Origin of the sequence: Haloarchaeobius pelagicus, assembly GCF_051207375.1 — an archaeon.
GTDB lineage: Archaea > Halobacteriota > Halobacteria > Halobacteriales > Natrialbaceae > Haloarchaeobius.
The window spans coordinates 1233129-1250038 of record NZ_JBPJZD010000001.1 but is presented as its reverse complement, the minus strand read 5'-3'; the positions used below and the strand labels follow the sequence as shown (position 1 = coordinate 1250038).

The window sequence follows — 16910 nt, the reverse complement described above, 5'->3', positions numbered from 1 at the left end:
TGAGAACGCGGGTGAGGATGTTCGGGACTCGCCCGGTCAGACCGGCTTCGGAATCCGCTCGACGACGGTCTCCTCGTCGACCACGAGGTTGAACGCCTCCTCGTCGTCGTTCCACAGCGCGAGGACCGACTCGAACGCGAGCAGGTCCCCGTAGGCCGCGTCGTGGAGGTCGTGGTTCAGGCTCGTCTGCTTCACCGCGACGGCGTAGTGGTCGGCCGCCTGTGAGCCGTCACCGATCTTGAACAGCGGGTTCGCGTCCTGTTGGGCGAGGTTGTGCGACAGTTTGACCGCGAGCAGGTCGATGCGGTTCGAGACGTGGTCGTCCATGGCGGCCATCTTGGCGTACCGGTCCGCGCTCGGGGTCACGTCCAGGATGCGCGCTCCGTCTGTGCGGAGGATGCTGTAGGAGAACTGCACGTCGACGTTGACGAACTCGCCCGGTTCGTGCGCCTCGTCGCTCTCGGGGGTGGCCTCGTCGAGTCGCCGCTGGCTCTCGGGTGTCGCGAGGTCGGGGCGCACGTCGAACGACCAGCCGCGGTCGCTGGGCTCGTGGCCGGGCCAGAGCCGAACCGTGGGGGAGTAGACGGTCGCCTCGTCGGTGACGGCGCGCTCGACCTGTCTGAGGCCGATACTGGTGTTCTTGTCGGCGGGGGCGAGCGCGAGCACCGACCCGTCCTCGGCGAGGGACGGGAGGTACTTCCGGACCACGGCTTCGGGGTCGTCGAGCTCGTTGAGCACGTTCCCGAACAGGACCAGGTCGTACTCGCCCTCGGGTTCGAACGCCTCGGCGGTCGTCTCGGTGACGCGGGTGTGGAAACTCGGCGCGGTGCATTCGAGCATTCGGTCGAGGACCTCGGTGGCGGCCGACGGTTCGACGGCGTGGTAGTCGACCAGCGTCTCCTCCGGCAGAAAGTCGTGAAGGCCCAGGGCGGGACCACCGACGCCGGCACCGATGTCGAGCACGCGGAGCTTCCGGGGCAAGAGCCGCTTCGCGACGAGGTCGTCGAGCACGTACTGGATGGCCGCGTAGAAGTCCGGCAGGTGGTAGATGGCGTACCCGAGCGACGCGACCGCGTCGTACTCGACGTCCCGGCGGCGGTAGTAGTCGTCCTTGAGCCGCCGGATGGTCGTCCGAAGCGTCTCGCCCGACTCGCCCTCGGCCCAGTCGAGACCGAAGCGCTCGACGAGCATGTCCCGGATCACTTCGTCGTACACGTTCGGGAGCGCCTCGACGGTGTCGACCGTCGTCGTGACCGGGTCCTCCGGCACGGGGGCGAACGTCCCGTCGGGTCGTTCGACGAGTTCCAGGGAAAGCGCCTCCTCGCGGAGGGTCTGGCGCACGATAGCGGGGTGGGGGTGTCCTTCGACGTACTCGCACACCTCCTCGGGGTCGATGGGTCTGACGTTCCGGAGGTACTTCGCGTTCGCGACGATGTCGTCTCGTTGGGTCATTCCTGTGGGTCCTCGTTGTCGGTGTCTGCGTCGTCTCGCTGCGCTCGCTGCTCGTGGTGGTGCCGGCCGGCCTCCCGGTAGAGGTCGGCGAAGGCGTCCTCGGCTGCGTCCTCCCCCGCGGCGTCCGCGAGTCTTCTCGCGGCGTCGGCCACGTCGTCGGCCCCGTCGAACACGCGCTGGATGCTCGCGTAGACGTGGTCTTCACCGCCGGTCACCTGTGCGACGAGGTCCGCCAGAGCGGACGAGACCGGGGTGTGGAATCTGTCGTCGACGTCCTCGGCGGCGAGGCCGTAGGCCAGCACCGCGGCGTGCGCCTTGGCCTGCACCGACCGCATCGCCTCGTCGTGTTCGGTGACCGTCGTCTCGAACACGTCGTTTCCGGCCTCGGCCATGGCGTCGCGGACGCCGTCGGTCACCGGTCCGGCGGCATCAGCGACCACGGCGACGTTGCCGGGCGCGTTCTCCGGTGCGAACAGGGGGTGAAAGCTCGCCCGTTCCAGAGCGGGGGCGTGTGCACGCATCGCCTCGACCGGGGTCGCCATCTCGCCGGTCACGTCGTAGATAGCCGTCTCTGCCTTCGCGGCGTGGGCGGCGATGGCGTCGGCGGCGACCGTCATCGGCACGGCCAGACACACCGCCTCGAACGTCTCCTCGCTGTCGAGCGCGACGGCCCGGCCGCCGACGGCCGCGGCTGCTGCCTCGGCGGCTGCCGGGTCGGTGTCGGTGAACGCGATCTCGCCTGGGACCGTCTCTGCGACCCAGCGACCCATCGCGCCCGCGCCGACGACGAGTGTCGTCATCGAATTCGGGTAGCTCACGGGTTCTGAAAAGGAGTTCGGTCGGCTTCAGATCCAGCCAGCGTACATGAACAGCACCGTCGTCAGTCCGACGAGAGCGAGGATGACGATGATCAGCCAGTTGAACGCGCCGCCGGGGGTGAATACACGAAGGTCCATCGTTACCTACGTCTTCCGTGAGGGAGGTTTTAAGCCTTGATAATGGCCGTGAGGACGTGTTCGATGGGTGGGTCTCCCACCTCGATACGGCGAGGACCGCCGCTACGTCGAGAACTCTCGGGGGTTGTACCCGCGCGGGACCTCGACGTCGATTTCCTCGATGGGGCCTTTCGCCCGCAGGGTCACGACGACGGTGCCGTCGTCGTTGACGGTGAAGTCGAACGGTCGCGGCCCCTGTTCGGTGCGCTCGAACGTGTCGACGTAGTGCTGGCGTGCGTCGGTCCGCATGACGAACAGCCGCCAGCGGGCGTACAGCGGTTGCCCGTCGCCACCGATGGCACTGATGCGAACGTCGAGCCAGGCTCGTTTCTTCGACTTGCGGAGGTACGTGGTGAACAGGTCGTTGAGCGAGAAACTGACGGTCGCCTCCTCGGTCCCCTCGCCCTCGATGTCGACGCTGTCTTGCGAAAGCCAGGTCTGGACGCGCGCGCCGCGAACGCTCGCCACCTCGGCCGAGAGTTCGCCGTAGTGCGCCTGGGGCACCGGTTCGTCGGGTGTCCCGACGCCGCCGATAACTTTCCACGAGCTCCCGTCGTAGTACGAGAACTGGTTCCGGTCGGTCGCGAGGAACCAGGTCCCCTCGGGGGGACTCCCGGGCCGGTCGCCGTGTGCTCCCTTGAGGATGACGTCGGCGTCGAGCCTGTCGAAGTTGTTGTTCAGCGGTTCGTGCCAGTTCTCGTCGCCCTTCTCGGGCTGTTCGTATGCGTGGTTGGGTGTCTCCTTCGTCATGGTTCAGACTCCGAATCCCCCGTTCCCGTAGCCCCCTTCGCCGTACCCGGCCGGGTCGCCTGCGTCGCCGGCTCCCGGGCCGGTCGCGCTTCCCGCCGGGCCGTCGGCACCGCCGCCACAGCCGGCCAGCAGCGTGATTCCCGCACCGGTCGTCCCGGCCAGTACGCTGCGGCGGGTCAGCCTGCCTGTCTCGCTCGCCGGGTGTCCGGCCGGCTCGCGGTCGTCAGCTGTCTCGTCCCTGGGTCCACCGGTCAGCTCGGGTGTGCCATCCCTGCCCATAGCTGGCACTCTTCGGGTTCCTACAAAAATACCGGGGTCTCGGGCACCCCCGTCGTCAGGTTCCGGTGGGGAATCGGTGGGAGCCAGTCAGTCGACGACGAGCTCGATGGGATAGTCGGTGAGGTTCTCGTAGCCGTCCTCGGTGACGACGACGATGTCCTCGATGCGGACACCGCCGACGTCGGGATCGTACAGTCCGGGTTCGATGGTGATGACGTGTCCCGGTTTCAGCTCCTCGCCGCGGATGCTGATGGAGGGCCCCTCGTGGACGTCCAGCCCGACGCCGTGGCCGGTCGAGTGGATGAAGCCGGTCTCGGTCTGCGGGTCGGTGAAGATGGTCGGGTAGCCCGCCTCCTGGTAGACGTCGACGACGGCCTGGTTGACTTCTTCGCCGGTCGCGCCCGGCTCCACCGCGTCGAGGGCGGCCTTCCGGGCCTCGTCGGTCACCTCGTACCACTCGCGCTGGGTCTCGGACGCCTCGCCCTTGAGGAAGGTTCGGGTCATGTCCGAGTGGTAGCGCGAGGCCTTGTTCCGCGGGAAGATGTCCACGATGACGAACTCGTCGGCCTCGAGGGGCCCGGAGCCGCGGTCGTGCGGGTCGGCGGCGTCCTGCCCGCAGGCGACGATGGTCTCGTCCAGCGAGCAGTCGTGCCGGAGCAGGGTGATCTCGATCTCCTGCTTGACGAACTCGCTGGTGAGGGGTTCGTCGGCGTCGGCGCGGTAGAGGACGCCGTCCTCGACACTGGCCTCGCGGATGAGTTCCTCGGCGCGGGCCATCGCCGCCTCGTTGGCGTGCTGGGCCTCGCGGACGTGGTCGACCTCCTCGTCGGTCTTCACGGCGCGGATGTCACCGACGACACCGTCCTCGTCGGGCGTGACGGTGAACCCGTCCTCGCGGAGCTTGTCGGCCGCGGCCACGCCGAAGCCACTTTCGACCGCCAGCGAGGAGACCCCGAGGTCGTCGAGGAACTCGCCGACCACCTTGATGAAGGCGTCGTCGCCGTACTCCTGGCGCTTGGCCTGGATGTCGTAGTCGCCGTGGCGCTTGACCACGTCGGCCCGGCTCTCCTTCTTCGCGCGGCCGTACTCTAGCGAGGAGACGAGCACACCGATGCTGTCGGGCGTGTAGACCGCGAAGAACGGGTCCGGGGCGCCGAAGCCGGTCGTGTAGTAGAGGTTGGAGTTCGACTCGTCGTCGAGGAACGCGTACCCGTCGAGCCCCTCGTCGTCGAGGTACTCGTCGAGGGCGGCGAATTCGGGTTCCATGGTCTGCACCTGCACGGGGAGCGCTAAAAACGGTCCCGGTTCCGGGTGTCGAGGTGGTGTCGCGGTGTCGCGATGTCGCAGTCTCGCGGTGGGATCTCAGCCGAGTACCTTCACGTCCACCCGATGCGGCCCCGTGGGCAGGTCGAGCTCGATGCTGTCGAGGAAGTGTTCGCGGACGGCCTCGCGCCACGCAGCCAGTTCCTCGGCGTGTCGCTCGTGGTGTGCCTCCACGTCGTACTCGCCATCGGGTTCCGTCTCGTGTGCGTGGGGGTACGCGGGCGCGCCCTCCGCGACCAGTCTCCCCGGTGGGATGCGAATCGGCCCCGGACCGCCACCGCCGTCGTCGGCCGGCTCCGCGGGCTGGACGAGGTGGATGCGTGCCCGGACCCGCCCCGCAAAGGGGGCCGTGATGCGGAGGACGGCCTCGCGACCCTGCTGGCTGGCCTCGAGCGCGGTGACCACGTCGTCCGCGTGGACTGCGATGGACCGGATGTCCGTCGGGTCGTGGCTCTCGCCTGGCATACTGTCCCCTGTGTGTGTCACCGTCTTCAGCGCAGCGGTCGCAGCAGAAGGGTCGGAGGTGGTCGTCAGGGCTTGTGCGTGAACAGCAGTACGTCGCCCTCGTGTGTCGTCACGCAGAGGTCCAGCATCTTGCTCAGCTCGAGGCTGTTGTACTCGTTCTCGCAGACGACCAGGTCGTCGAACGGCTCCTCGCAGGCTGGACACGCCATCGCCACCGTGTTCTGGTAGGTCTTGACACCGGCGACGGTCTCCCGGGGAGTCACCGACTGTACGAGCTCGTCGTATGTCTCGTCGTCCATGGTTTTCAGTGTGGGCCGCGGTGTGATAACTGTTGGCGGTCGGTCCCGTTTGCTGGCTTTCGCGAGCGCCGAGGTGGCCGGTTGTCCTGCCGATTATATAAACCCCGTACATAGACTGCAATATAGATACACCCACTCCATGCAAAGGTACAGGATGAGAACCCGCATGGAGCCTGACACCACCACCGCCTGTGCCTGGAACCACGGCGAGTGCGAGGGAACCCCGTTCTGTCCGCCGCGCTGCCCGCGGTTCGTGGACAAACACGGCCACTCGCTGCTCGCCGTGCCCCTGACCGACGAGTTCGTCGACCCGCTGGTCGAGATGTACCGCGACTACGCCTCGGAACACCGCTCGATGGGGCTGCCACCCATCGGCGACAGCGAGATACGCCGGTGGATCGACCGACTCCACGCGAAGGGCCAGAACGTCGTCGCCCTCGACGGCGACCGCGTCATCGGCCACGCCGGCTTCGTCGCCGGCGACGACGGCCCCCCGGAGTTCCTCGTCTACGTCCACCAGGACGCCCACGGCCGCGGCATCGGGACGGAACTGACCAAGCACGCCATCGCGTTTGCTGCTGACTCGGGCTACGACGGCCTGTCGCTGCACGTCCGCGACGACAACAAGGCCGCCGTGACGGTGTACCGCCGGCTCGGGTTCGAGACGGTCAAACGCGAGGGGAACGAGCTCGCGATGGTGCTCGACTTCGAGAAGGATATCTCCGAAGAGGTGCGGTTAGCGCCTGCTGAGAGGGCTGTAGTTGGTGTTTGATTTTCGGGTTGAGTCTTCGTCAGCTCGCTCATCGACGTATCCAACGTCGTATTTCCATGCATCCCAGCCAATGGCGAGGGTCGATATGCGGATGAAGAAGGCGGTGTTGATCAAAAACCTCCGGCTCGAAGGTTTGAGAGTGAAGGAATTGACGTTTCGTGCTATTGGCTTTTGTCAAACCATCGAATCTCGGACCACTTCAGATTGCGAAGTAGTTCTCAATTTTTGCTCTTGACTCCAGTCACGTGATAAACGTAAAGACGCATAGCATAAATCACATTAAGCGACAATAAGGAGAAAAACAAAACCGATGGACCATAAACGACCAATTGAAGAAACGTAATCGCCGGATCTCGAATTAAGTTTGATAATTGGTTAACTGGTAGTGGTGTAGTCTTCGCTAAGACTGATAGAAGTACGGTAACCAAGATTTCTGGGACTGTATTTATAACAGTATTAACATCTGTTTCTGGATTCGTGCTAAATTCGAACCAACCAATTACAGGGATATAGACGGGCAATATCAATATAAACCAAATCATGGCAGATTTGAGTGGCTTAATATAAATCGAGTCAGAGTCAATGAATCCAACGCTGTTAGTAATCGGGATTGAGAATACAATCCGAGGATTTTCATACGGAGGAGTCAACTCGCTCATGATGGCGATTAACGTTGATGCCAATTTTTTAAGAACAAATAATAGGCTGAAACTGATGCCTGCGATGAACATTATCGTAACCATCAATGGGCTTATATAGTTCTTGAGGCCCGGAGTTGTAACGTTGAGCCATAAGAAAATAACCAACGCCCCCTGGAAAATAGTGAAGACGCACAGGTTCAGAACAAGGAGTACAGTGTAGTTTTTGACAGCTAATCCAACTGCTTCTAAACCCTGCGGAGACTCACCAGTAATTGATGGTCGGTCTTCTCGGACAAACTCAAACATGAATCTAAGTTCCAAAATTCTATTATTAAGTCTTCCTCCAGACACCCATTCTCCGGACTATTTTACCGCAACAACGAGATTCCCATCCGGACGTCATCGGCCGCCACGTCCGCGACATGCTCGACCATCTCCCCGTTCACCGCGCCGACCTAGAAGCCGATCTCCATAATCCAAGTTGGGAGTCCACCAGCTCAACGTAACCTGAACAAACCAGGAAAACAGGACTCGCCGGGAGTCCCTTGAGCGAACGAAGTGAGTGAAAGGGACTCAGGCGAGTCCACTGACTGACCGAGTGAAACGAGGGAAGGAAGTGGACTCGCCGGGATTGTGAACCCATTGTGAGACGGTCCTGCTCGCTTCACTTCGTTCCGCTGCGCGGGCTGCGACTCACAGGGCTTCAAATCCCGTCTCGACGTTCTCAACTCGCGACGCTTGCGACTCGCTCCGCTCGTCGGTTAGCGTCGCGAGAATTGAGTGGACTCGCCGGGATTGTGAACCCATTGTGAGACGGTCCTGCTCGCTTCACTTCGTTCCGCTGCGCGGGCTGCGACTCACAGGGCTTCAAATCCCGTCTCGACGTTCTCAACTCGCGACGCTTGCGACTCGCTCCGCTCGTCGGTTAGCGTCGCGAGAATTGAGTGGACTCGCCGGGATTTGAACCCGGGGCCTCTCCCATGCCAAGGGAGTGATCTACCTCTGATCTACGAGCCCTCGAACGCATTCAATAGTTGGTCGGGGGGTATTGATAAACCCCTCGAATCGAGCCGGCGACGGCACCGCTTCCCGTGCCGTATCTTCACACGAAACGGTGGTGTCTCTCGCGGGCGAGTAGAAACCCTTTAGAGGCGCACGGAGAAAGCCTCTCACGGGAACAGCACGGCCGTAAATCTGACTCGCCAGCGGGCTTCCGCTGGCTTGGGATTACGGAGGTGCTCCCGGCAGGGACAGCTGTCTCTGTCGGATTCACACGTCTTTCGCGGTCTGTTGTTCCTATCATCTACCAATGGCCAGAATGCACACTCGCCGTCGCGGCAAGTCCGGTTCGGACCGACCCGTGACGGAGGAACCCCCGGAGTGGAGTGACGTCGACGCCGAGAAAATCGAAGAGCGCGTCGTCGAACTGGCAGAGCAGGGCTACGACCCGTCGCAGATCGGTATGAAGCTGCGCGACGAGGGCGTGACCGGCACACCCGTCCCCAACGTCAAGCTGGCGACGGGCAAGAAGGTCACCGAGATCCTCGAAGAGAACGACGCCACCCCTGACCTGCCCGAAGACCTGCGCAACCTGATGGAGCGTGCTGTTCGCCTCCGCGCACACATGGAGGAGAATCAGCAGGACTTCCAGAACAAGCGCTCACTCCAGAACACGGAGTCGAAGGTCCGCCGTCTCGTCTCGTACTACCGCGGTGACGAGCTGCCGGCCGACTTCGAGTACTCCTACGAAGACGCAGAAGAACTCCTCGAACAAAGTAACTGAACTGAATGTCGCACTCGAGTCGCACCGCCGACGGGCCCGCCGACGCCGCCAGTGATATCGCTGGGGCGCTGGAGCGGGCCTCGTTCGTCCACATCGTCGCCCGCGCAGACGGAGACGCAGTCGCTGCCGCAGGGTTAGTCGCGAGAGCGCTGGGTGACGTGGGGACGCCGTTCCAGGTGAGCGTCGGCCGGACGGTCGATGCCCGCACGGAGCGGGTGGTGCGGAACGAGCGAGACGCCGAGACGACCGCGCTGGTCGTCGGGTCGTCCGAGGCAGAGGCACACCACCTCGACCCGGACGACGAGCCGGCCAGCGTGGCCGCGTGGCGGCTGGCGGGCGAGCTCGGTGGCGCGCCGGATTCGGTGCTGGCGCTGGCCGGTGCCGTCGCGGCGGGTGTCACGCCCGGCGCGGGCGCGACCGAGCGACTCGTGGATGCGGCCGAGACGAGCGGGCGACTGGTCCGCCGTCCCGGCGTGGCGATTCCGACCGAAGACGTGGCAGACGGACTTGCAGCCTCGACGTTAGTGCACGCGCCCTTCTCGGGCGAGCGTGCAGTCGCAGACGAGCTTGTAGCCGACCTCGACCTCGACACCCCGGATGAGACGCAGGGAGATGCCGAGCCGCAGTTAGACGACGATGCGCGACGCACGCTGGCGTCGCTGGTCGCGGTCGAGACGGTCGGTGCGGACGATGCCACGACGCGGGCCGGGGACGTCCTCGAACGGGCGCTCCGGCCCTACACCACGCCTGACGGTCGGTTCGCCACGGTCGGCGGCCTCGCAGACGTGCTCGACTGTGCGGCAGTGGGCGCGCCCGGCACGGGCGTGGCGCTGGCGCTCGGGCACGACGTTCGCGAGGGCGCACTGGACGCGTGGCGCGAGACGGCCCACACAGCCCACGAGGCGGTTCGCGAGGCGACGACGCACCGGTACGACGGTGTGTTCGTCGCGCGCGTGGACGAGGCACCGGTACAGGTCGCGGCCAGACTGGTCCGCGACTTCCGGGCGCCCGAGCCCGTGGCGCTGGTGGTCGGTGACGACGAAGCTGCCGCCGCAGCCGTGGACGACCGCGACCTCGCGGGCGTCGCGGCGCGCACGGTGACCCAGACCGGCGGCTCGGCTGACGGCACGCCACGCACCGCATACGCGACCTTCGAGTGCGAGACGAAACAGTTCATCACGGCGTTCAGGGAGGCACTATGACACGACGCGCGACCATCCGGACCGAGCACGACCGCCCCGAGTTGGTGGCGGCCGCGATCCGTCCGGACAACACCGACGAGATGCAGACGACGGTCGAAGACGGCGCGGTCGTCACCCACATCGAGCGGGAGACGACCGGCGGCCTGCACTCGACCGTGGACGATTACGTCGTGAACGTCGACGTCGCGTCACGAGTGGTACAGCACGCAGAGCAACAGACTACACACAAATCATGAGCGAACGATCCGTTTCCCGAAAGAAACAAGAGAAGCGGTGGTACACGCTGCACGCCCCGGAGCAGTTCGACCGGGAGGAGCTCGGTACCACACCCGCAGATGAACCGGAAAAGGTGCTCGACCGCACCATCGAAACCACCCTCGGTGACCTCACCAACAACGCGAGCGAGAACAACACGAAGCTCAAGTTCAAGGTGACCGACGTCGGCAGCGACGCCGCGTACACCGAGTTCGTCCAGCACGAGCTGACGCGTGACTACCTCCGTAGTCTCGTCCGCCGTGGCGCGTCCAAGATCGACGCCCACATCACCGTGCTGACGAAGGACGACTACCGCGTCCAGATCCAGCCCGTCGCGTTCACCACGAAGAAGGCCGACCACAGCCAGGAGCGTGCCATCCGCAAGCAGATGATCAAGCTCGTCCGCGAGAACGCACGCGAGCACACCTTCGACGACCTCATCGACTCCATCGTCGAGGGTCGTCTCAGCTCCGCCATCTACGGCGAGGCCAAGACCATCTACCCGCTCCGCCGCGTGGAGATCCAGAAGACTACCCTCGAGGCGCGTCCGGAAGAGGTCGCCGCCGAGGAGGAGACCGCCGTGGACGTCGACGAGGAGGACGTCGCGGTCGATGTCGACGAGGAGGCCGAGGCGGACGCCGACGCCGACGAAGACGACGAAGAGTAACTCGCGACAGCGAGTCGCAGCAGCGGTCGACTTATTTTTCGACGATAACCTGCCCAGTCATACCGCCGCGTTCGTGCGGGATGCAGACGTAGTTGTATGTGCCGGGTACCTCGAACGTGTGCGAGAACGACTCGCCGGAGGGGATGGCCCCGCCGCGCTGGCCGAACCAGCCGTCGCGGGCGGCCTGTTCGGACTCGTACTCGCCGGAGGCGAAGAAGTCGGCCTCGTCGGGGATGGCGTTCTCGTAGGCGGTGACGGTGTGGGCCTTGCTGGAGGTGTTCTTCCAGACGACGGTGTCACCGACGCTGACGGTGAACTCGGCGGGGCGGAACGCGCTCGCGGCCATGCCGATGTCACAGCCGTCGGCACAGTTGAGCCGGGAGGTCGACCCGACGGCGAGACAGCCGGTCAGCCCGGCGAGTGTCGAGCCGCTCACCGCGGCGAGGAACGTGCGGCGCTTCATACGCGGCCGTTGGGAACTCTCTAATATATGCGCCGCGGTCGACGCGCGCCAGGGGACGGCCGGCGCGCGACCGTGGAGTGGCGGACCCGCAGCGAGCGGCCGGAGACCGAAAGAGCGTAAAACGGGGGAAGCCAACCGGGGTGATATGTTGCCCCGGTTCGTCGGCCGATTGAGTCTCGCGGACGTGGTGACGACCGCGAACGCCTCCCTGGGATTCGTGGCGGTCGTCGTCGCGTTCCAGGACGTGGAGTTGGCGGCGAGACTCGTCCTGCTCGCGGGCATCGCCGACGGGCTCGACGGCGTCGTCGCCCGGTACTCGGGCGGGTCGAAGGTCGGCCCGTACCTCGACTCGCTCGCGGACGTGGCCTCGTTCTCGGTCGCGCCCGCGGTGCTGGTGTACGCGACAGCCACGATGACGTGGCCCGTCGCGGTCGGCGACCTCACCGCGCGGGCGGTCGCGGCGCTCGTCCTGCCGGCGCTGTTCGTCGCGATGGGCGTCATCCGCCTCGGGATGTACACCGCCTACGACACGGCCGACAAGTACACCGAGGGCGTGCCGACCACGCTCGCGGCGACCATCCTGGCGGCGGCGGTTCTCTGTGGCATCACCGACGCCGCGCTCTTGCTCGCCGGCACGGCCATGTTCGTCTACCTGATGGTCTCGACCATCCGGTACCCGGACCTGCTCGCGCGTGACGCCCTCTTGATGGGCGTCGTGCACGGGCTCGCCGTCCTCTTCCCGTACTTCTACGGCCGAACCTTCCCCTGGGCCATCCTCACGCTGGCGCTCGCGTACCTGCTGGCGGGGCCCTGGTTCTACTGGCGCGGGGGGCGGGTGCTGGCGAAATGGTATGGAAACGCTTAGGAACACGCTGGCCCGAGTTGCCCGCATGAACGTGACGGCAACGGGGGCCAATCATGAGTGAGAACGAGTCCGATGCCGATGCCGACGCCCAGTCCGAGTCCGAGGACGTGAGTGTCGAGTCGCTCTCCGAGCGGCTGGACGCCATCGCCGAGGACCTCGAAACCGCCGAGACAGAAGCCGACCTCGACGATGTCGAGAGTGACCTCGACGCGGTCGCTGCCGACCTCGAAGACGCCGACCTCCCCGAACCGGAGGACGACGACGAGGAGGACCCGGCCGCGGAACTCGAGTCCCGCGTCTCGGACCTGCGCGACGACCTCGAGGACGCGCGCGGCCCGTACGCCGAGGAGGTCGTCGAGAACATCGAGGAGGCGAAGTCGACGGTCGCCGACACGCGCTGGACCGAGACCGGCGAGCCCGAGGTCGTCGACGCGGTCGAGGCGTTCCTCGCGACCGACGAACTCGACGTGGACGCGACGGTCGCCGACATCGACGACGCGGCCGATGCCCTGGGCGACGCCATCGACGCGGTCGAGGCACTCGCGCTCGACCCCGATGACGACGCAGCGACCATCGAAGCCCTGCTGGAGGCCAGCGAGACACTGCTCTCGGGGCTCGACGAGGCCGAGGAGTGGGACGACCTCTCCGTGCGCGAGCAGCTCGACTTCCACGGCTTCTACGACGTGCTCGACCACCGCAAGGACTACCCGCCGGAGTGGCACGCCATCAAGGTGTTCGAGCGCGAGATGCAGGCCGAGAAGATACTCATCGGGCTCGATATGTTCGAGTCGGACTTCATGCAGGAGCACTGCATGGAATCGCTCGAACGCCTCGGCCCGGAGGAAGCTATCGAGCCGATGATGAACCTCGCCCAGCGCCGCGACAAGCAGGCCATCTCCGTCCTCGGCAAGATCGGTTCCGAGGAGCCCGTCGAGATGCTGCTGGACTACGTCGACGCCGACTCCGACCCGGCGCTCCAGAAGGTGACGTTCAAGGCGCTCGGCGAGATCGGCTCCGAGGAAGCGGTCCAGCCGCTCGCGAACAAGCTCGCCGTCGAGAACGAGATCATCCGGTCGCGGGCCGCCCGCGCCCTTGGTCTCATCGGCGACACCCGCGCTGTCGAACCGCTCGCGGACGTCCTCGAAGACGACGAGGACGACACCGTCCGCGCCAGCGCCGCCTGGGCGCTGAACCAGATCGGGACCGAGCGCGCGCTCGACGCCGTCGCCGCCTACGGCGACGACCGGTCCTTCCTCGTGCAGGACGAGGCCGAGAAGGCCGCCGTCGTCGAGGAAGAACCCGAAACCGCGGCGTAAGCCGTCGGCGCTTCTCCACGACTTTTTAAGTACCATCGAGCGGCCAGCATCGGCGTGTCTCGGACCCTTGCACTGGCCGTCCTCGTCTGTCTGTCCCTGGGAGCGACAGCGCTGGTCGCGGCCGACACCGACGTGCGCCCGCAGGGAGCGCCCGGCGATGTGGCGCGGCCCGCACTGGGGAGTGAGCCCGAGAACGAGACCGCGCCTCGAATCGTCGCGGTCGCACCCAATCCCGAGGCCGCGGGCGACCGGGGAGAGTACGTCGTCGTGGCGTTCCCACGCCCGACGGCCCTCGGAGACTGGACGCTGAGCGACGACGAGGGAACCGCGTCGCTTCCGAACCGGACCGTCTCGGGCCGGGTCGCGTTCACCGCCGACCCGGATTCGCTCCGCGAGGGCGTCGCAGACCGCGTGCTCTCGGTCTCGGACTTCCCCGCACTCGCCAACAGTGGCGAGACCGTCGTCCTCGCCGAGGGCGGGCGTGTCGTCCACCGGTTCTCCTACGCACGTGCGCCGTCCGCCGAGACCTGGACCGGCGACCACTGGGTCCCGTACGGTGCGACCGACTTCGCGCCGCAGACAGCTGGTGCGACCTCCGTCCGCGCGTTCCTTACCCCCGACACCAGGGTGCCACTCGACGCGATTCGAGCCGCCGACGAGCGCGTGTTCCTCGCCGGGTACACGTTCACCTCGGCGCGGGTGACCGACGCCCTGGTCGCGGCCGCGGAGCGTGGCGTGACCGTCCGCGTCCTCGTCGACGGTGGGCCGGTCGGCGGGACCAGCGAGCGCCAGGTCGCTCGCCTGGACCGACTCGTCCGTGCCGGCGTCTCGGTCCGGGTCCTCGGTGGACCCGCCGCCAGATACGACTTCCACCACGCGAAGTACGCCGTCGCGGATGACCGGGCGCTCGTGCTCACCGAGAACTGGAAACCGTCGGGCAGTGGCGGCCGGGCGAACCGCGGATGGGGCATCGAGCTCCGGGGGCCGTCGACCGCCTCGCTCGCCGCGGTGTTCACGGCGGACTGGACGGCCCACGACACGGTCCCCTGGGAGTCGTTCCGCGATGGCGTGGAGCCGGTCCCGGCCGACCCGGCAACCGGCGACTACCCCGCTCGTATCGACTCCGAGACGCTCGCCGTCGACCGGGTCACTGTCCTCGTCGCACCCGACAACGCGGAGGCACGCCTCACTCGCCTCATCCGGCAGGCGAATCACTCCGTCAGGGTCGAGCAGATGGCGGTGTCGAGCGTCGAGACGCCCCTGGTCCGGGCCGCCATCGCGGCTGCCCGGAACGGGACGCGGGTTCGTCTCCTCCTGAGCAGTGCCTGGTACGCCGAGGAGGAGAACGCCCGGGTCGCCGCCCGGCTGGACCGACTCGCTGCCCGTGAGGGACTCGACCTCGACGCCAAACTCGTCGACCCTGCTGGCCGGTTCGAGAAGATCCACGCGAAGGGGGTGGTCGTCGACCGCCGACACGTCGTCGTCGGGAGCGTCAACTGGAACCGCCACTCGCTCCGGGAGAACCGGGAGGTCGCGGTCGTCCTCACCGGCGACGAGATCGGGCGCTACTACGCCGATGCCTTCGATTCGGACTGGGACAGGACCAGAGAGATTCCCCTCATGTTGTTGATTGCCGCACCGGTCGCAGCCGGGGGCGTCGCCGTCCTCCTCTTCCGGAAGGTCAGATTCAAAACAGGTGACGAGTGCGTAAAGCCGGCTGACACCCTCTGAGACAGTATGAGCACCACGGCCGCCCGAGAGTACGCCGTCGTTCACGAGGTTGCACAGGCTGTCTCGGCCGCCGAATCCCTGGATTCAGCCCTCGAGGCGACGATCGAGATCGTCTGTCGCCACACCGACTGGCGGTACGCTGAGGTGTGGCGACCGACGGATGACCACCTCGAACTCGGGCCAGTCTGGTACAAGAGCGACCCGCAGATCGAGCGGTTTCACGAGGCCTCTAGAGGCTTCACGTACCAGCGTGGGAGTGGACTCCCGGGTCGCGTCTGGGAGACCCAGGAGTGCGAGTGGCTCAAAGACGTGACCGAGGTGTCGACCGAGGCGTTCCTGCGAAAGGACGCCGCCATGAATGCAGGGTTCCACGCCACGGTCGGTGTCCCCATCGTCGACCACGACTCGGTCGTCGCGATTCTCGTCTTCATGCTCGACGAGCCCCGTGTCAGGACCGACCGGATGGTCGCACTCGTCGGGACGGTCGCCATCCTCGGTGGGTTGTACGCCCAGAAGGACCGGTTCGAGAGGGAAGCGCGACACCGCCAGACGATCGCCCGGTGCTTCCATGCGAGCCCCATCGGAATCGTCATCTTCGACACCGATGGGACGCTCGTCGACCTGAACGAGCAGGCGGCCTCCATCCTCGGGCGGTCGAAGGAGTCACTGGTGGGAACCAACTGCAGGGCGCTCGACCTCGACCCGGTCGACGAGGAGGGGGACCCGATCGAGCGGGCGGCACTCCCGGTCCGAGAAGCCATCAAGCAGGACAGTCGGATCCACGGGTTGGAGTGCGGCATCACCACGCCGACCGGGGAGCGATGGGTCATCGCCAACGCGGCACCCGTGCACGACGAGTCCGGCGCAGTCCAGCAGGTCGTCGTCGCCGTCGAGGACCTCACGAGCCAGCACGTCTGGGAGCAAGAGATAGCCCGCCAGAACGAGCGGCTCTCGCGGTTCGCGAGCGCGGTCTCACACGACCTCCGGACCCCGCTGTCGACCGCGAGCACCTCGCTCATCCTCGCGAAACAGGAGTGTGAGAGCGAACATCTGGACCGAATCGACGGCGCACTCGACCGCATGGAGGCCATCATCGAGGACGTCCTCTCGCTTGCGCGCGGTGGGAAGACCGTCGTCGATCCCTCGTCCGTCTCCCTCGGCTCGGTCGCGGAAGCCGCCTGGGAGTCCACCGTGAACGACACCGACGCGTCGCTGACCGTCGAGACCGACAGGTCGCTGCTGGCCGACGAGGAACGGTTCCAGCGACTACTGGAGAACATGTTCCGGAACGCGGTCGAACACGGTGGCAAAACGGTGAACGTCCGCGTCGGGGCGACCGACCGCGGCTTCTTCATCGAGGACGACGGCCCCGGCATCCCCGAAGCCGAGCGCGAGGACGTGTTCGAAGCCGGGTACACGACGGGGACGACCGGGACTGGCTTCGGGCTCGCAATCGTCCAGGAGATCGCCCGTGCCCACGACTGGACCGTCTCCGTCGTCGATGGGGACATGGGTGGGGCACGATTCGAGTTCAGAGTCGACTGAGGTCGTCTCCGGTTGCACTAGCGGCCGGGGTGGCCCACCGTGTGATTGCACGAAACTCGGCCGATTCGCGCAGTTCAGCCCGGAATCGTTGACGTGTTGAGGATTCA

The 16910-nt window shown here is 65.9% G+C and carries 19 protein-coding genes and 1 tRNA gene; 9 read left to right on the top strand and 11 right to left on the bottom strand.

Features of this window, described 5'->3' with window-relative positions; translation table 11 throughout:
- Positions 1-36: 36 nt before the first annotated feature.
- From ACSC1S_RS06580 to ACSC1S_RS06545, 8 genes are all read right to left on the bottom strand, one after another.
- Positions 37-1452, bottom strand: a complete 1416-nt coding sequence (locus ACSC1S_RS06580) for a small ribosomal subunit Rsm22 family protein (protein ID WP_435363658.1) — start codon at positions 1450-1452, stop codon at positions 37-39.
- The gene (locus ACSC1S_RS06575; protein ID WP_435363657.1) at positions 1449-2252 is read right to left on the bottom strand and encodes a prephenate dehydrogenase; all 804 of its coding nucleotides are present in this window, start codon (positions 2250-2252) and stop codon (positions 1449-1451) included. The genes ACSC1S_RS06580 and ACSC1S_RS06575 overlap by 4 nt, the downstream gene beginning before the upstream one ends.
- A 45-nt stretch (positions 2253-2297) precedes the next feature.
- Positions 2298-2408: a GlyGly-CTERM sorting domain-containing protein gene (locus tag ACSC1S_RS06570; RefSeq protein ID WP_435363656.1), complete on the bottom strand. Its 111-nt coding sequence runs from the start codon at positions 2406-2408 to the stop codon at positions 2298-2300.
- A 102-nt stretch (positions 2409-2510) separates the two neighbouring features.
- Complete coding sequence (locus tag ACSC1S_RS06565; protein ID WP_435363655.1) at positions 2511-3197, bottom strand: hypothetical protein; 687 nt, start codon at positions 3195-3197, stop codon at positions 2511-2513.
- Between the two features lie 3 nt (positions 3198-3200).
- Positions 3201-3476, bottom strand: a complete 276-nt coding sequence (locus ACSC1S_RS06560) for a hypothetical protein (protein ID WP_435318073.1) — start codon at positions 3474-3476, stop codon at positions 3201-3203.
- An 87-nt stretch (positions 3477-3563) separates the two neighbouring features.
- Entirely contained in the window at positions 3564-4742 is a 1179-nt protein-coding gene (locus ACSC1S_RS06555) for a M24 family metallopeptidase (protein WP_435363654.1), read from the bottom strand.
- A gap of 96 nt (positions 4743-4838) precedes the next feature.
- A complete protein-coding gene (locus ACSC1S_RS06550; protein ID WP_435318071.1) occupies positions 4839-5264 on the bottom strand; it encodes a DUF8009 family protein in 426 nt (141 codons plus the stop codon).
- Between the two features lie 65 nt (positions 5265-5329).
- Positions 5330-5563: a DUF7385 family protein gene (locus ACSC1S_RS06545; RefSeq protein WP_261650998.1), complete on the bottom strand. Its 234-nt coding sequence runs from the start codon at positions 5561-5563 to the stop codon at positions 5330-5332.
- Positions 5564-5717: 154 nt separating this feature from the next.
- Between ACSC1S_RS06545 and ACSC1S_RS06540 the strand changes: the two genes are divergently transcribed.
- Complete coding sequence (locus tag ACSC1S_RS06540; protein ID WP_435363653.1) at positions 5718-6335, top strand: GNAT family N-acetyltransferase; 618 nt, start codon at positions 5718-5720, stop codon at positions 6333-6335.
- A 218-nt stretch (positions 6336-6553) separates the two neighbouring features.
- Here the strand turns inward: ACSC1S_RS06540 and ACSC1S_RS06535 are convergent, their stop codons facing one another.
- Together ACSC1S_RS06535 and ACSC1S_RS06530 are read right to left on the bottom strand one after the other, a co-directional pair.
- Entirely contained in the window at positions 6554-7282 is a 729-nt protein-coding gene (locus ACSC1S_RS06535) for a hypothetical protein (protein ID WP_435363652.1), read from the bottom strand.
- Positions 7283-7921: 639 nt separating this feature from the next.
- Positions 7922-7993 (bottom strand) — tRNA-Ala (locus ACSC1S_RS06530).
- A 292-nt stretch (positions 7994-8285) separates the two neighbouring features.
- Here ACSC1S_RS06530 and ACSC1S_RS06525 point away from each other — a divergent pair.
- From ACSC1S_RS06525 to ACSC1S_RS06510, 4 genes are read left to right on the top strand one after another with little or no spacing between them, the layout of a single operon-like run.
- Complete coding sequence (locus tag ACSC1S_RS06525; protein WP_435363651.1) at positions 8286-8759, top strand: 30S ribosomal protein S15; 474 nt, start codon at positions 8286-8288, stop codon at positions 8757-8759.
- A gap of 5 nt (positions 8760-8764) precedes the next feature.
- Positions 8765-9961, top strand: coding sequence for an exonuclease RecJ (locus ACSC1S_RS06520; protein WP_435363650.1), 1197 nt, complete (start codon positions 8765-8767; stop codon positions 9959-9961).
- Complete coding sequence (locus ACSC1S_RS06515) at positions 9958-10197, top strand: KEOPS complex subunit Pcc1 (protein ID WP_435318066.1); 240 nt, start codon at positions 9958-9960, stop codon at positions 10195-10197. The genes ACSC1S_RS06520 and ACSC1S_RS06515 overlap by 4 nt, the downstream gene beginning before the upstream one ends.
- Positions 10194-10883 carry a 30S ribosomal protein S3ae gene (locus ACSC1S_RS06510; protein ID WP_435363649.1) on the top strand — a complete coding sequence of 230 codons (690 nt, stop codon included), beginning with the start codon at positions 10194-10196 and terminating at the stop codon, positions 10881-10883. Before ACSC1S_RS06515 ends, ACSC1S_RS06510 begins: the two co-directional genes overlap by 4 nt.
- Before the next feature lie 31 nt (positions 10884-10914).
- Here ACSC1S_RS06510 and ACSC1S_RS06505 read toward each other — a convergent pair whose 3' ends face one another.
- Entirely contained in the window at positions 10915-11346 is a 432-nt protein-coding gene (locus ACSC1S_RS06505; protein ID WP_435363648.1) for a plastocyanin/azurin family copper-binding protein, read from the bottom strand.
- 145 nt (positions 11347-11491) lie between these two features.
- On the opposite strand from ACSC1S_RS06505, the gene ACSC1S_RS06500 reads away from it, so the two are divergent.
- Genes ACSC1S_RS06500 through ACSC1S_RS06485 form a run of 4 tightly spaced genes read left to right on the top strand, consistent with a single transcriptional unit; the run spans position 11492 to position 16803 of the window.
- Positions 11492-12211, top strand: coding sequence for a protein sorting system archaetidylserine synthase (locus ACSC1S_RS06500; RefSeq protein WP_435318063.1), 720 nt, complete (start codon positions 11492-11494; stop codon positions 12209-12211).
- 53 nt (positions 12212-12264) lie between these two features.
- Complete coding sequence (locus ACSC1S_RS06495) at positions 12265-13527, top strand: HEAT repeat domain-containing protein (protein WP_435363647.1); 1263 nt, start codon at positions 12265-12267, stop codon at positions 13525-13527.
- 54 nt (positions 13528-13581) lie between these two features.
- The gene (locus ACSC1S_RS06490) at positions 13582-15258 is read left to right on the top strand and encodes a phospholipase D-like domain-containing protein (RefSeq protein ID WP_435363646.1); all 1677 of its coding nucleotides are present in this window, start codon (positions 13582-13584) and stop codon (positions 15256-15258) included.
- Between the two features lie 6 nt (positions 15259-15264).
- Positions 15265-16803 carry a sensor histidine kinase gene (locus ACSC1S_RS06485; RefSeq protein ID WP_435363645.1) on the top strand — a complete coding sequence of 513 codons (1539 nt, stop codon included), beginning with the start codon at positions 15265-15267 and terminating at the stop codon, positions 16801-16803.
- Positions 16804-16910: the final 107 nt, after the last annotated feature.

Coding starts and splice junctions, on each gene's coding strand:
- ACSC1S_RS06510 (WP_435363649.1), top strand. CDS start 10,194: ATGAGCGAACGATCCGTTTCCCGAAAGAAACAAGAGAAGCGGTGGTAC.
- ACSC1S_RS06550 (WP_435318071.1), bottom strand. CDS start 5,264: ATGCCAGGCGAGAGCCACGACCCGACGGACATCCGGTCCATCGCAGTC.
- ACSC1S_RS06540 (WP_435363653.1), top strand. CDS start 5,718: ATGAGAACCCGCATGGAGCCTGACACCACCACCGCCTGTGCCTGGAAC.
- ACSC1S_RS06495 (WP_435363647.1), top strand. CDS start 12,265: ATGAGTGAGAACGAGTCCGATGCCGATGCCGACGCCCAGTCCGAGTCC.
- ACSC1S_RS06580 (WP_435363658.1), bottom strand. CDS start 1,452: ATGACCCAACGAGACGACATCGTCGCGAACGCGAAGTACCTCCGGAAC.
- ACSC1S_RS06535 (WP_435363652.1), bottom strand. CDS start 7,282: ATGTTTGAGTTTGTCCGAGAAGACCGACCATCAATTACTGGTGAGTCT.
- ACSC1S_RS06575 (WP_435363657.1), bottom strand. CDS start 2,252: ATGACGACACTCGTCGTCGGCGCGGGCGCGATGGGTCGCTGGGTCGCA.
- ACSC1S_RS06545 (WP_261650998.1), bottom strand. CDS start 5,563: ATGGACGACGAGACATACGACGAGCTCGTACAGTCGGTGACTCCCCGG.
- ACSC1S_RS06565 (WP_435363655.1), bottom strand. CDS start 3,197: ATGACGAAGGAGACACCCAACCACGCATACGAACAGCCCGAGAAGGGC.
- ACSC1S_RS06520 (WP_435363650.1), top strand. CDS start 8,765: ATGTCGCACTCGAGTCGCACCGCCGACGGGCCCGCCGACGCCGCCAGT.
- ACSC1S_RS06560 (WP_435318073.1), bottom strand. CDS start 3,476: ATGGGCAGGGATGGCACACCCGAGCTGACCGGTGGACCCAGGGACGAG.
- ACSC1S_RS06555 (WP_435363654.1), bottom strand. CDS start 4,742: ATGGAACCCGAATTCGCCGCCCTCGACGAGTACCTCGACGACGAGGGG.
- ACSC1S_RS06485 (WP_435363645.1), top strand. CDS start 15,265: ATGAGCACCACGGCCGCCCGAGAGTACGCCGTCGTTCACGAGGTTGCA.
- ACSC1S_RS06500 (WP_435318063.1), top strand. CDS start 11,492: ATGTTGCCCCGGTTCGTCGGCCGATTGAGTCTCGCGGACGTGGTGACG.
- ACSC1S_RS06525 (WP_435363651.1), top strand. CDS start 8,286: ATGGCCAGAATGCACACTCGCCGTCGCGGCAAGTCCGGTTCGGACCGA.
- ACSC1S_RS06505 (WP_435363648.1), bottom strand. CDS start 11,346: ATGAAGCGCCGCACGTTCCTCGCCGCGGTGAGCGGCTCGACACTCGCC.
- ACSC1S_RS06570 (WP_435363656.1), bottom strand. CDS start 2,408: ATGGACCTTCGTGTATTCACCCCCGGCGGCGCGTTCAACTGGCTGATC.
- ACSC1S_RS06515 (WP_435318066.1), top strand. CDS start 9,958: ATGACACGACGCGCGACCATCCGGACCGAGCACGACCGCCCCGAGTTG.